General features: G+C 41.0%; 7 protein-coding genes. All 7 read right to left on the bottom strand.

Annotation, left to right across the window (positions count from 1 at the left end; all coding sequences use genetic code 11):
- Positions 1-6174 (bottom strand): hypothetical protein, encoded by a 6174-nt coding sequence (locus NBH01_RS12200; RefSeq protein ID WP_250700125.1) that lies wholly within the window; start codon positions 6172-6174, stop codon positions 1-3.
- Positions 6175-6185: 11 nt separating this feature from the next.
- The gene (locus NBH01_RS12195) at positions 6186-7499 is read right to left on the bottom strand and encodes a hypothetical protein (RefSeq protein WP_120489971.1); all 1314 of its coding nucleotides are present in this window, start codon (positions 7497-7499) and stop codon (positions 6186-6188) included.
- 4 nt (positions 7500-7503) lie between these two features.
- Positions 7504-9495, bottom strand: a complete 1992-nt coding sequence (locus NBH01_RS12190; RefSeq protein WP_120489970.1) for a hypothetical protein — start codon at positions 9493-9495, stop codon at positions 7504-7506.
- Between the two features lie 233 nt (positions 9496-9728).
- A complete protein-coding gene (locus NBH01_RS12185; RefSeq protein WP_128858688.1) occupies positions 9729-10475 on the bottom strand; it encodes a hypothetical protein in 747 nt (248 codons plus the stop codon).
- A 232-nt stretch (positions 10476-10707) separates the two neighbouring features.
- Positions 10708-11178, bottom strand: a complete 471-nt coding sequence (locus NBH01_RS12180; RefSeq protein ID WP_117512303.1) for an RNA polymerase sigma factor — start codon at positions 11176-11178, stop codon at positions 10708-10710.
- Positions 11179-11563: 385 nt separating this feature from the next.
- On the bottom strand, positions 11564-12145 hold the full coding sequence (locus tag NBH01_RS12175; RefSeq protein ID WP_120489969.1) for a hypothetical protein: 582 nt from the start codon (positions 12143-12145) through the stop codon (positions 11564-11566).
- 2 nt (positions 12146-12147) lie between these two features.
- The gene (locus NBH01_RS12170) at positions 12148-16074 is read right to left on the bottom strand and encodes a phage tail tape measure protein (RefSeq protein ID WP_120489968.1); all 3927 of its coding nucleotides are present in this window, start codon (positions 16072-16074) and stop codon (positions 12148-12150) included.

Below are 16074 nucleotides of genomic sequence, written 5' to 3'. Positions count from 1 at the left end.
TTACTTGTTGATTAAATCATTAATATCCATATTGTCTTCAGCGAAGCGTTCGAGATATTCCTCGTAGGTTTCGCCGTTATAATATTCAAGGACTTCATTGATGTTGTCCAGCGTTACGTTATCGTAGTACGGTTCTCCGCCATAAGACTCATTATTGAACCAGTTGATCAAGTCGATGTAGGCATCGATGACGGTAAGGATGACAAGGCCGTCGATACCGGATTCAAGGGATTCGATTTCATCCGTTTCACGGATAACTGTCAGTTCATACGTGCCGTTGACTACCGGTTTATCCTGTCTGTTACCGTCCTCATCCATACCGGCGACTCCATATTCGAGAATGGCAAGAAGCTCGGAGCCGTCAGCCTTCAGGGTCATGTTCGAGATACGGAGCATGGAAAGTTTACGGGATGCCGTTTGTGAAGCGAGCACGTCACGGAGCATTTGGATGGCATTAAGTTTCGGAGACGTTTCAAGTCGCAAACGCTGGACGTTCGGCATGGATTCGATTTGCAGGCCGGACGGGGCGGAAAGGCCGGTATAGGTCAGTTCAGGAAGGCCGACAAAACGAATGCTTGTCATTGTTGCTGGAAGAGAGATGTCATTAATCGGAGAAGTCTCTGCAAGAGTGATATTCTCCAATACGCTACCGGATGCATTGATATGGGCGATACGTGGGCATTTGTCGGTGACAAGCGTAGCGATTTGTGTTCTCCGGATATCGAGTGATACGAGGAAGGGCATTTCGCCGCAGTTCAACGAGGTAAGCGGTGCGTAAGAACCGATGGATTGTTCCGTATGGGTGTCAGAGCCCAAGATAAGGGTTTCCACAAGTTGCATGGCGGAGAAGCTCACCGTACTTGACAGGGAGATTTCAGACAGGTCGAGCAGCTTCATGCGGTCAGCCTGGTAGATATATAGCAATGCGCCTTCCTCATGAGAGAAGTTGGTGAATACATATTCTTCGCCCGCTTCAAGGAAGCAGCTTTCGGAAAGGTTGCCGCTAGCGTCATTGCCGACACCGAAGTAACCGTTTTTAGCGGCGACAATCCGGATGGTGGCGTTTGGTTTGGAAGATACGCGCCCGGAAATTACACCGCTGAAGAAATCACCGGTTTGGAAATAACCGTCACGAATACGCCAACGTCTTTCGATGAAAGACGGAAGGGCAGTAAGTCCAAGACCTTGCAGAGCATAAAAGTAGATAGCGTCAGAGGTGGCTGTATAGGAGATGTATTTCCGTTCACCGTCGTAAGAACTAACCAGTTTCTGCCATTTTTTGAGCCGTTTGTCAATGAAGAAATGCGTAGCTCCTTCGGGTGAGAACGGGTGCAGGGTGACGCCGTCAATGGTCGCCTGAACGTTACGCATGGCGGCGGCAACAGTACGTAGGGAGAGTTCCGTACCGGATGAGTCAATCCACACTGTTTGTTGGAGATAGATGTTATTAAACAGAACGGAGCCGTAGCCGGCATAAGGGTTAGTGAATGTTTCATCGCTCGTCCGGTTGGGATCCACCTCGGCGTCAACCGTGCAACCACCGTCGTTATCCTTGCTGTTGAGCGTATCGCAGTCATAGATTTTATTCAGGTACATGCGCATGGCATCCTCGGAGCTGTACACACCGTCTGTTACGGAAGCATACTCTTCCAAGAACCACATCGGCTGCATATTCTTGGCGCGTTGGTCAGTGGCGGCAAGGTAGTCGGTGAAGATGTCATAACTCAAGACACTTTCTGGGCAGGCGTATTTATACAGGTTTTCCTTCCATGTTCTTTGCCAGTTCCCGCCTTTGGAGTAATCGCAGGAATCACAGAAGCGCAACCATCGGTAGAGGTTATAGGGCACTTTCTTACCCAAAGCGTAATCAATGGCGAGCTGGTCATCATCGACAAGCGATTCAAAGTAGTAAGTCCATGCCGGGAAGGTATCAGCAGAGATAGTTCCGTTATCCACGAGTTTTTGAACCCATGAGGACTTGTCCGTTTTCATGGCCATCATATCCTGAACAGAACCGACGCCCTGAAACCAGTCCATACCTTGGTAATTAAGAAGTTCGAAGCCTTCAACGGGATTAAGGACATCACCGGTGACATTCCATTTGCCGTTTTCATACTTCATGGAACCGGACTGCTTTTTCCATGAGCCGTCCTGATACCTCATTATTCGGTACGAACTACCGCAATATAGGGAAAGCAGGTACACGCTGTCCGTATCGAGTCCGTCAGTCTGTTTGAAGCGTATCTCAATTGCGTCTAAAGTTTCGTCAGGAGTACCGAAGAACTCTATGAAGTCACCATAATTCAGGCAACCTTTATTATAGCCGGGGGTATCTTTGAAACCGAGGGCGAACTGTTCCCCTTTGTCTTCTTTCCAGTTGCCTTTGGCATGGAAATAGACGTTTTGCAGGCTGTCATCCTTACACCGATAGGTGGCTACCGGGTGATTGGCGGTGGAGTGGTTCATCTGCAAGCCTTCGATATGCAAGTCACCGCTGTCAAATGTTCCGTCAAATGCACGTTGGACAGGTGTCATATAGTTACCACCCAAGGCACGGTATGTAACGTTCATCATTTCACAGGCGCCGCAGTCGTTCGCATTGCCGGAATCGGAGTAATCGACTTTTACGGTAATGACATCGACCGGGATTGTATTATCACCGACCTGTACTTTGTTGATGGCAGCCAAGGCTATTGCACGGCGTCCTTCCTCCGTCGTATCGTCCGGATTAAGTAGTATGATTCGAGTGTCCTTGTTTTTGCCTTTACTCTTGGCGAGGTAGTAGCGTTTATTCTTTACCGGGCGTTTGGCAGAGGTGGTTCCCTGGTTGCGGGTTTGGACACTCACGGCCTTGAAATTACGCCACGGGCGTTCGGGGTCAAAGTAATAGAGCGTGATGTATATCTTCGTACTAGTGGAAGTGGTGCCGTCCAGTGCTTCTATATCGGAGCCTTCATAGGGGCATTCGACAATGTAAGGCATACCGCGTGAATAGATTTCGGCAGCTGACGGGCGGCTTTGGGTACTACCCTCGGCTGTCTGGCTTTTAAGGACGTCCTCAAAGGCGTATTCCTTCACCATTACCTCTGTATCGGTCAGACGGACAAGGTAGTTCTTGAACGCCTGTGCCCATTCCATATAGGAGTTCCAGGCCATCATGTAATAAAGATACAAATCACCCAGTTTGCCGTCCATCGTTATATACTTGGTTTGAATCAGGGAGCCGCCGCCCGGAACATAACCAAGACAGGCGACTTCCTCACCGTTGAGGAAGAGTTTCATCATGGAATATCGTGTGCCGTCACGTTCGACGTAGTTGCTTGCAGGTTCAACAACTACGGCTACGGTTATCTTTTCACCCTGCCGGTAGGCGCGTTCTTCACGACGGGCGACACCATTGTTACAGAAGATGCCGACCACCCGGCCGGTGACATAGAAGCCGGCACCGGACGTTTCGTCATAGCAGCTAAGGAGCAGGGCATCATCATCGGTCACGTTCTTGGAAGCGAAAGCGAACTGGATGGCGGCACCGTTGGATTCGATGGACGAGCCGGCAAACGGGGCATGGTTTAATGACACGCCCACATTCTCGGCTACGCGAAGGCAGTTCTCACCCAAGAATGTGCCAAAACCGTTGGTAGTCCAGTTGGCACCGTCCACTTTCATTTCATAATTACCGCTGACAATACTATGGTCAGTTTCCTGATTGGTACGGGATGAGAAGTCAAAGTTATAGATGGCGCCTTCTTTTATGGCGGCATCAATGGCGGAACCGCTAACTGTCACCCGGACAGGTTCGCTAGTCACGTCCTTGCATACGGCAGTATAGTTGACCGTATCGGTGCCGTCAGCCTTGTAGCCCTGCAGTTGTTGTTTGACCTGATAGGTTTTGTTACGACTGGCAGCAATTTGTGTTACCTGCACGTTATTGGCTTTCACGCTGACGGGTGAAGTCATTTCCAACGGGTCATAACAGGCAACATCAAGTTCTACGGTTTCGTACAGTCGGACTACTCCACCGTTTTTATCATCGTATCTCAAGGCAACAAGAGGTGTGGAACTATTCGGGTCAATTACCATGACAGCCGTGTAGATGACATTTCCTTTCACTCCGGATGCGACATCCGTTCCTTGGATGCGCAAGGGATAGGTACCGTGTTCTAGGCCGAGGGAAGCAGGGCGGATTACAACGGAGTGCGAGTAGTTGTCATTTACAACGGTGGTAGACAGGGATTGCCATTCACCATTAATCTTGATGTCAACCTGGGCACTGATACCTTTATCAGAGGTGTTGTTTCCGAACTTATAGAGTGGAAGGCTGAAACTTTCAGTTGTCGGAGTAAGCAGAGTTTCAGGGGTATAGTTGAGCACCTGCACACAGGTACAGGTAATATCAACAGCTGTTACATTGACATTCTTGGAACCGGTATTGCCGCTTTCGTCAGTGGCTATCAGCTTGAATTTCCGAGTACCGGCAGCCGTAAAGTATGCGGTGAAGTCCAGTTCAAAGGAGAAGTCCTTCATGTCACCGGAAGATGCTTTGTTGACGGTTTCAGTCCAGACGGTAAGCCCGCTTTCACGGTCTACGAGTTCCAGTTTCTCAATCAGGTTGTCAGAGGATTCGACACCGTTCGAGGTCACGGAACGAATGGCGGCAAAGGTTCGTAGCGTGGAGCCGTAAGAGCCATAGACAGGTGTCGACTGGAAAGCAATGGCAACAATGGTACCGCCAGTTTGACCGCCGCCACCCGTGCCGATAGCGAACTGCACTTCATCACCAAGGGTTTCACCAGCAGCGTTCTTCATCTGAAGTTTTACGATGCCTTCTGTTTCCACGTTTACGTCGAGGTTGGCCGGAACATAGGCATAGGCGCCACCAGTTGAAAAGGCATCCTTTCCCCCTTCTGCCGGTTCATCGGAAGTTTCAACAACGGAACCGCCACCACCATTCCCGAAGGGTTTCCAAAGAGAAGGGGTCGCAAAATCGGACACAGCACCCTGGAACTGCCGGGTTTCCATTTCATACTCGCCTGTTTTGTAAGTAATGATGAGACCCGTTCGCTCATATTTGACGCCAGATTCCTGTTGATAGGAGACAATGGCGGCAATAGCGGTTTCAAGGGTATAGTGGCCATCTTTCAGAGGGCGGATCTCATCAACAATGACGATGGGGTGTGTTACATCGTCGGCGGGCGTGCTGCTCTTCATATCCTCAAGGGCTTGCTTATCCTCGGCGGACAAAAGGCCGGCTTGTTCAAGGGTAGCAGAAGGCAGACGGAAGCTGTCGTCCGTTTCTTTACCGGTTGTTTTGGACACTTTCTTAAAATACACATTGAGATAGGAAGCGTCAGACAGGACGGAGAAAGAACCCGGTTTGATTATATCGGAAGGGATATTTTTCATTGTATCTTCCAAAGACTTTCCACGGTTGCCGGGGAAAGCTTCTTCTTCACCTTCCCCAAGAGACAACGGTTCAGGCAGACATTCAGAAGGAACTTTACTTTCTTCGTTCAAAGGAGCGATACCGTTCGCTTTTCCTATCCTTTCCTCAAAGTCATTTATTACAGAGGTCCATTTGCCCCATGTAACACTCTCATTGGAAACAATACCTATTCGTGAGATTGTACAAACTGTACCTAAATATACACCTTCGGCATTGTCTGACATGGTAGCCAGTTGTATACACGAAGTGAATGATTGACAAACCTTATCAAGCTCCAACCGTTCAATTTGTATATTTACAGGAATCTTAGACGAATCAACAGACAAAATACACCGATAATTCCCAATAGAAGAATCCCCGGAATACATCGTTTTTAATTTATCTTTAAAGCTACCAATAGTAGTAAAAGAGCCAATACTTTTAAATGGGTCAGTCAAAGGATTGGATTTATCAGACACTCCTGTTATACGTTTCAATAACTCGGCGTCTCCATCCGATAAATCTTTTGCAATCTTATTGACATTCTCCACTAATGCATCAAAATCCCCATTCACCATTTTAGCAATGGTACTTGAAAGTAAATCAATAGATATTTTCCGACCGCCACTAACTTCAACGTACATATCTTTGGATAGCTCTGTTGTATCAGTCAGTTGCTCTATTGTAAGACTGTTTGTCTTCAACGCTTGTAACACAAGGCTAATAATCTGTTGTTTTTCTGTTTCTGTCATAATTCTCTTTTTTAATCATTTTCATATACCCATACAAGCTCAATGGTCATACCAAGATTATCTATGTCGCAATCATAGACATTATCAAGATAAAGTTGGAACTCCTTCAGAGCACCAATATCTCCACCGTTAATACCTTTCAAGACACATACACCATCCCTACTGATTACACTCCCTTCAATGAGGTTAGTATACGAATCTCCTTTATATAGTACAGCACGCAAATTTATCGAACCGTTGTCCAAATCGTTCTTTAGTCTATCCAGTCCATTAACTGTAAGTTTACCGTAACCTCTTCTACCAATATACTTGTTATCTATGTCAGTCGTCTTGATTGCAATCAAATCCCAATATGAATTTTCATCAACACCTAGGTGATGAATACTGTTGACAGTAACCATAGTATCACTATTAATAGAAACTCCAGTATTAGGAATAGCCTTAGTCATATTGATATATGCTCCGACCTCTGCAACCTCACTTTCTGAACCATACTTGATACTACGCATTCCTTCATCATCTGCTATCCTATAAGCACCGCTTTGTACACACCTCATAGCAAGCTGGTTATTCCATTCCAAAACTGGATTCATCGTTCTTACCTTCTGTAACATTTGATTGAACACAAAACTCTTCAATCCCTCTATTTGCTGGTTAAGTTCCGGAACATTACTTTCCTTTCTGGTATATCGGACACCATCAAAGTAGACGTAATTACAGCATAAGACACGATTCAATAATTCAGCAAACCACACAGGGCATCCCATCCCATTTCCAAGCGTGAATAATACTGTTGTATATTCGTGGCTGAATAGCTCAACAATATCCTCATCAGAGGTCACGAACTGCTCATTATCCACACCGAACGTCCATCCGTTATCTTTGAAACCACCAGGAACGCGAAAATCAAAAAAGTATTGCATCCCATCTATCCACCAGACAGCATCAAGACGCTGCTTATTATCTTTCATTGAATACTGAATAAGGCTGGTTTCTGATAACTCACATTCATCGTCCGTAACTTTAAAAATCTCACTCGTATTCCCATTAACTGTTACAGTATAGTATCCACATGGAAGCAATGAAATGTTATAGAAATAAAGAATCTTATCATCATTCATCTTCCATGAGCTTAATGATACAGGTGTAGATATATTACTTAAAAGATTATTAATGTATACTATAGGCTCCTGCTCTTTGGCTGTCAAAATCAATTCAACAAAAATCCTGTCTGTACGTGCGAATAATTGCACATATTTACTCTTCGCTCCAAATTTATCGGTAGACGGAGAAAAAAACAGTGGGGTAAACGGGCTTATAATCATATTTCTAGGCTTTTGTTATTGAACGGACAAATAAATCATACTTCACTCCCTCGTTTCTCTCAACTGTACTACTCACCTCCTTGATGTAGCCCTCGTAAACTAGATCATCTTTTAAGATTTTAATCGTTTCATCATCTGTTGGTGGAATATCTTCATTATAAGTTGTGAATGAAACATCTCCACAAGTTATAATACCACTTTCAACGTTAAAATCATCTTTCATTCCTATACCATTGACAACAACATCACTATTACCGTCAGAAGAAGAATAAGATAGTTTTTTAGTGAACATACCAATATAGCCGGCATTTGCTTGCAATATGCCTCCTTGCCAATACATGGTATTAAACATCGTTTCAGGATCAAGTACGCCACTTATTTCCCAACCGCTCCTTATAAGCCTATACTCTTTATATGTTTGTACTCCGCCATTATCATGTAATGTAGTACTGGCACAAACAAAAAACACATCATTGTCACTTTCACTATCCGTTGTATCTTGGCCTCTCTTTTGCGATAAGAATTCAATTCCATAAACATCAGCACGGTAAGGGCTAATCAACTCTAATACATTATCAGTTATATCAATGCCAGTAGTATATTCAGTAGTAAATCGGAATTCGTCACGACCATTCATACTTTCATAGTCCTGTTTATCATATCCTACCCTAACCAAAGAATATATTCTTGATGAATCAACCTTATACTCAAAACTAGAAAAGCTGCTATTTAAATCCTTTACATTGTTATCACTAAACAATTTGTCCCGGTGTTTAAAAAAAACAGTGACACCATTGATCACAGGCACAAAGCCAAAAACTGTTTCCATCCAGTTTTTAAACTTTGTATAAGAAGTATATAGCTTAGCTTGGGGGATTCCACGAATACTTTCAGCAGCTAATATCACGCAATTATCTAACCTTTCATCAACACCTGAAGCTATTTCACCATAGATACCTTCATTTCCACCATTCATGCTTTTAAGCAATCGGTTTAACACATCAATAGGTCTTATTGCATCCACATAGATAGGGTTAGCTCGAGAAGTAAAGCGTGTCTCAAATTTGAAATTACGAAAATAAATATTGCCAGTAGAAGCATTAACTCTGTTAAATGTTACCTTCAAATCCAAAAATAAAGCCTGCCCTTTAGTCAGATGAATCTTGATGGATTCATTCAGATTACTTGGAGTAACATCCCCCTTATTATACCCCCATCTTTTCAACTCGACTAAACGACCATCTTCGTAACGCCCACCTAGAACAATTTCAGCTTTAGTTGTATACGCATCACTATAACTGATATAGTATTCAAAACTAAAATTCAATACTATATCAATGTCGGACAAGGCTTTAACAAATACATTTGGATCATCTTTCGATTCCTGTGGTGCATCATAAAACTCAAGAGGTGAATCCCGTGACGGAAGTTCACCACCTGAAATATATAAGGGAAGCGAATATGTTATAGCTTCTACATATATTCCTTTGTCAATTACAATATATTGCAAAGAAGCATCATTTTCTACAGTATTACCACCTAATGTATGCGGTTGACTATAATTCATACTTACAGAATCATAATAAAGCTGATATACATCTTTTATCTCATCTACCGAATATTCGTACTGCGTTCCTTTGTTAGCCTTTATGATATTAGCGACACTATCATCTATCGAATTAATAGAAACAGTATTTCCATCATAGGTCAATGAACCGAAATCCAGTCGGCAACTGAAGAATTCTTCATAAGTATGAGAATTAGTTATAGTATAAACAGTGATACTAGCATTAGAAGCCAGGTATTTGCTCAAATACTCCTCCAATATGAGATCATAGGCTTCTCCCACAAACTGGAATTTTGAAGTAAAGGTTCTAGTTATTCCTTCAAGTCCGGAGCGTTTACGGGAAAACTTTATTTCATCCCAATTCTGAATACAAGATTTGGGAATATCATAAGAAATACTATCAACGGTAAGTACATATTTACAAAGCATTTTAACTCCTTTTGAACGTTCACGAGCAAATATATAGAAAAAGCCAACCGGTTTCCCGATTGGCTAAATTCTTGAAAATCATGCTTTGCTAAAATGCAATATAACTATCTGTTTTTCAAAACAATATCTATACCAAGGAATAAAAAGGACTTTTCAATGTCCTACATACTAATCTTTCCCTTTTAAAATGTCATAGAAATGTTCTACAGGTTAAATATGCATTATAAAAACAATTATATTAATGCAGAAACAGTACGTACCCCTTTAAATAGTTTCCCTAGTTCCTTATGTTTAGTAAAACACCAACCATGAACTTTTAAAAATAAATCTAATTCTGCTTGTTTAGGTTTAGCCGTATATGCTCCTAATACATTCTTCCTATTTGTTTTAAATTCAATATCTGACAATTTTATTGCCGGTATATTGCAAATTGTATATATAAATGGAGAATCAATTAACTGATATATTACCTTATATATTTCAGGAGGAATGTAATATGCATATTTCACTAGAATTTCTCTTCCTCCATCTATCATTCTTTGATTCTCGGAAAGTAAATATCTTTCCCAAGATATTTTTGGGGTAACAGGAGCAATAGCATCAAGTTGCAAAGAATCATAAATTCTTCGAAATTCATCTTCCAAGAAAATACCTTTATCTGTTTTAGGGGCATAATATCCACAATCACGGTAAGCCGTTTGCCAAAAGCTAATAAATTTATTACACCAAAGAGTTACATCATTATATGCCGCAAACTCAAGCGGTTTTTTCTTTCTAACTTCAATTCTTCGATATAATCTATCAATTACCAAAACTGTCAGAGCAGTCGTGCTCACATTTACAAAAAGGCTTATTCCTATATTATTAACAAGTTCTTCTTCTCTCAACATCAATACAAAAGAAAAAATCAATAGTGATAATATCACTAATATTATCATTTTATAGTCATTCCAAAAATCTTTCATATCTATTCTTTTCAAAAATATATCTATTAATCCAACAATAATTTATTCACCAATTCACCCAATAGCATTAAACTCGGATATATTACAAATATAAGTTTTTTTTGTATATCCACATAGAATATACTTCCATAATTCATTCTATTGCTATAAATTTACAAATATAAAGACCCTCAAATTTTGTAATTCAGAACACTTTGCAGGTTATTATGAGCATATATAAGTTACCATTTTGAAACCTTACTCATTATTATCCTATTTCTTGAAGTATAAGCTTCCTGCCAGAAGAAATACGACTTCTTACAGTTCCAACAGGAATGTTCAGGATTTCACTTATCTCATCATAAGAATATCCACTAGCATAATACATCACACTATCAATACAACGGGATTTTTTAGCACACCGTTGTATTGTGGAAACCAAATCATCAAACAGTATTGAATGAGCTGTACAGTTAGAAATGGCACTTCCGTCTACCATATCAAGCCCTGTAAAATGTATAAGGGAATTTCTATTGTATCTTATTATATAAGTATTCCTCATTATAATAAGGCACCACGGTTGAAGTGGTTTAGAACAATCAAATTTATCACGATTCACAAGTAGCTTATAAACTGTATCACCGGCTAAGTCTTCAGCATCTTGCATGGAACAGCAGAATTTTCTTGCCACCTTTAATATCCAAGGATATATTTCTGATAATTCCTTTTCAAAGTCCATTGTCAGCCCTCCTTATTAGGTGTATCTTCGGTTCGCCATTAATGCACCTTTCCACGTATTCCCGGTGCATGATACTTTGCTCGTGCATTTCCTTAGCAGAACGCTCGATTGAACTAATAAGAGTGCCTATATCGGGGGGCAATAAGGCAATCATTTTTTTTACCTCGGACACTTCTGCTGTTATCCGATTACACTTCGTCTCTAATGTACGTAATTCTGACAATAAAACATTGTATAAATGCCTATTTATACAATGGATGCTGTTTTTTCTATTCATAAAAAAGTCGTTTGTGATTCTAAAGGAGATGTACAAACGACTGTATGAAATAATTCGCTTTAATTAAAAATTAATCGAATTACAGCATATATGTAAATACCAATATTATCATGTGCTTCTTTTTCTGAACGATATTTCAACATCGGCTTGATGAACAATATTTGCGTAGACAGCAGCATTAATTACACGGGAATCTATACTCATTTTAAAGAATGTCATTAGAAAAGCAATCTCGGCATCGAAAGAAGAACGAATTTGTTCAGGAGTAACCTTATTTCCTTTATGTTCCTCACTGCGTCTTTCCTCATTCCGTTTTTGCTCAAAAATTGCAGAATGAAACAAATAGTCAATCTTCGATGTTACCTGTTCATCACTCATATTCCGAGAATCTACATTTAGTTGTTCCAATACCTGACGAACATCATCATAAAAGCCAAGAGAAACAAGAGTCTGACATATACGAAGGCTCAATAGTTTGGCACGTTCTTTCAGCATATCCTCCTTGTCCATTACCATAGCCTTCATATTTGAAGGATTAACAATACTTCTGTATTCAATGAGCAATTTAGATGCTATCTCTTTAAGCGTGCTCTCTGACACAAATTCGCGATCCGAAAGCAAACAAGCATAGTTTCCACATGAAAGCTCAATGAAATCATTCAATGTTATCTGATTTAATCTTTCAATCATGACTATTTCAGTTTAGATAACTTATACAGTTCAAATTCACGGTTAGAAGCATCCTGGCGTTGCATTTTTAGACTCTTCATTAAAAGGAGATTTGTTCTATCAACCCTTTTTTCTAACCGGGAATAATCATTGAAAACAATGGTGTTACCGGAAGAGGATGCTAAATATGTCGGTGAAAATGTAGGAAAGTCCCAATCCGGCATATCAAAATTAGAGATATCTACCTTATCAACATCAGGAAAGACTTGCGCACCTTTAGGAATATCAACTAAAGTTGGAGTATCAGGAGTAATCCATGCTTTTCCGGAATACATGATAACTTCATGTTTACCGGCATCACCAACCAAAGCAGCACCGCCGGGGTGCCTATCATTACCTTTAGTACCTTCTGCATAAGAAGGAATAGGAGTGGCAAGAATTGTTGCTACTTGCATAGCCCCCATCGCCCCGATAACAGCAGCCATTACAGCACCGGCAATCGGACCTAACTGGAAAGCTTCCATAATACCACGAGCTGTTGCAATTCCAGTTTCTGCAACTTGTACTCCCTTATGCCAAACAGCTTGTTTATGGGCAATCTCTTGCTTTTGTTTTTCCAACTCCTTATTCTTGGCTTCTGTCTGATCCTTTGCTGCCCGTTTACGCGCTTCCGCTTCCTCTTCGGATATAGCTCCAGACTCTGCCAGATTCTCAATTCGTTCAATATCCTCATCATACTTTTCCTCATTAGCTTCCCGCTCTTCTTCTATTTTCTGAATCTGACCATCATAAATAGAAGAGACTAAGTTTCCAATAGCTCCCACAGCTTGAGATGCAGTTTGAAGCCATTTTTTCAAGTTCTTCTGACGTTCTTTCTGTGCTTTCTCATCCGCTTTAGTAACTTTATTGATAGCATCTATTTCCGCTTCTGCTTCTTGCTGGGAAAGGTCCGCTTTCAATTTCTGTAACTGCTCTGCAATCTTTGCCCTATCCTCTGCACTCAAATTTTCGTTTCGAAGTTCCAACTCCAACGCATCAATTGCAGCTTCGGTTGTTTTACGTACATAATCTAATTTTAACTGATACTCAAGTTCTGCATACTCTTGCTGGGTTATTTCCTTAGAAGCTAACTGTTTTTTAAGAGCAAGCGTATCCATAACATATGCAGCATCCCGGATTTCCTGCTCATGCGCCGCATTCTCTGCTATTAATTGCACCTGATCGGATGCATGTCTTTCGTAAAGTTCTTGTTTCTTTTTTGCATATTTTTCGTCAATGAGAAAAACATCTTCACCAGTTTTCTCCGCTGCATCAATTTCTGCTTCACGTTGCAATTCCAACTGGTGCAATTTCAAATCAAGTTCTTCCTGGGACCCCTTTTTTACAACAGCAAGAGCGTTCTCAACATCCTTCTTCTCACGATCAGAATTATACTTAATAGTAAACTCATCTAGCTTTTCCTGCATTTCCTTAGCTAAATTCTGACGTGTAGCAATTTCCTCTTTGCTATTACCCTTGACGGCAGCAATCTTCTTCGAGTAAGCAACACCAATTTTAGCAAGTTCTTTCTCCAGTCCCTCATCCATAAGAGCTAGTTCTGACTCCTGATAAGTTTCATGAATTTTCAGCTTCTCTTTGAGAGCTTTTTCCTGTTCACGTTTTTCTTTATCAGTAAGGACTGTTATACCTGAACCATTTTTGTCGTTACCCTTTGGACGGAACTTTTCTGCAATCACATCAAGTCCACGATTAAACTCATCGCTAGATGCTATTTTGAATAAGTTTTTAGAAAATTCCAACTGAGCCTTATCCGCTTTTTCTGCTTCCGATGTGTAATAGCCAAACATTTTAGCAGCACCATTCTTTATCCAAGACATATCTTCAAACTCTGATGTTGCATATTGAGCACGAGTTTTCATCCGTTTTAAAGCTTCTCTCTCTTGGGCCGTTACTTCAATACGTTTATTTTTCATTTGAATAACAGCTTTTGTGTATGCTTGTTCCTCTGTATCACCAGCATCAATAAGCCTCTTATATTCTGCCTGAAAATCTTTTTCTACTTCCAATAACTTTTTGTTCGCATCTTTTTTTGCAAGTGTTCTAAAATTATAATCTATCTTTTCTATTTTTTCTTCAGGAGATTTCAAATCATTGGCGATACCTCTTATTTTATCAGCCATCCAATTAAGAAACTCCTTAGCAGGTCCCGTTGACTCGGAGAAAGAAAGCATAAACGCTTCCCATGCTGAAGATAAGTTAGCAAGAGCTCCATGAACATTATCTCCCATCGTGTGAGCCATATCGCCCAATTCACGTTCTACACCAGTAATCTGTTCTCTAAGTGGTAATATTTTATCAACAGCGGTGAGAAAGGCATTAAAAGCGGCAACACTACGCTTATCAGTTAATTCAAGAGTAGTATTCAAGTCTACCCCTTTTTCTTTTAGCGATTTCAATCCTTCAACTAACTCAGGCAATGTTTTAACGGGCTTACCTAACGCCTTTGCCAGCTTTCCATTACTATCAGCTAAATTTAGAAAAACATTACGGGTAGCAGTAGCAGCCATTGAAGCATCAAAGCCGGCATCCGATAATTTACCCAACAAAGCCAAAGTATCTTCAATACTGAAATTAAAGGCTTTTGCAACCGGTCCAACAATTGGTAATGCAGTAGCGAGATATGAAAACGACAATGCGCTTTTGGTTGTTGCGACAGCCATCGCAGACACATATCTTTCAGTTTCTCTTGTATCAGCATTAAACATACGAAGAGAAGCACCTGCCAATGAAGCCGCATCTGCTAATTCTGCCCCGGTAGCTTGTGCAAATTTTAGAACGTGCTCTGTTGCATCTAATATTTCTTTTCGAGTAAAACCCAGTTTAGCAAGTTCTATTTGCAAATCCGTAGCTTCGGATGCAGTGTATTTCGTTGTAGCACCCAAACGTTGAGCATCCGCAGTTAACTCCTTCACTTTATCAGAAGTGGTTCCTAATATTGCAGCAAGCCTACTATTAGCTAATTCAAATTTAACAATATCACCTACTCCTTCACGCAGTTTTGTAAATAAAGCAACAACTCCACTAACAACAGCTTGTGCACCAATATATCCAGCTGCCCACCCTTTTAAACCAGCACCAACTTTACTTAACCCAGGAGCAAGCTCTGTATTAAGCATCCTACCGGCATTCCGGGCAATAACACCCATATTCTGCATGGATTTATTACCGTTCTGTATCTCAACCCATGCAGCCTTTACTTCTTCCCGGTATGCACCGATAGTCATTTTCTGTTGACTATATCGATCGGAATTTCGCTTTATGTAATCGGTATTGATTCCGATTGTAGAATTAAGACGGGCAAGTGTACGAATATAGTTTTCATCCGTATCTTTCAAAACATCAACAGCCTTTTGCAGCTGCTTATTCATTTCCTTTGCTTGTGAACGGCTATGTACTTCCTGATTAGTCAAGATAATAGCAGTTCTGATAAGTTTTAAACGTTCTTCTTCAGATAGAACAGCTTTCTTACGAGTAGTATTACCGGCATTCTGCGCTTTTGTCAAGTTAGCTTCTGCTTTAGCAGCCTTTTCCAAGGACACAGCATTATCCGAGTTTGCTTTGGTTAGTTTCTTCAGTTCAGCAGCAGATAATTTCTCTACATTTAGCTTTTCCTCTATCTTCTTACTGACAGTTTGAGTTATTTCAGACTGTCTTCTAAGAGCTTCGGTTAATTCAGCAGATGCAGAACCAGCCGTTTTTGCTTGAGTATTATAAAGGTTACTCAACTTTTCAAGATCAGCAACACCTTCTACATTTAGTTTCAAACCTTTTGCTAATTCTTTGGCCGCATTAACATAATCAGCCCTCACACGCTCAATAGTATTATCAAGCTCCACCAATTTCTGCAAATCGTTCTCATCAACGAAATCTTTTAATTTTAAATCTGCCAT

This window comes from Bacteroides sp. B1-V-101, from assembly GCF_023656585.1.
In the GTDB taxonomy this organism is placed as follows: Bacteria; Bacteroidota; Bacteroidia; order Bacteroidales; family Bacteroidaceae; genus Bacteroides; species Bacteroides thetaiotaomicron.
This window is presented reverse-complemented; position numbering and strand designations above follow the sequence as displayed.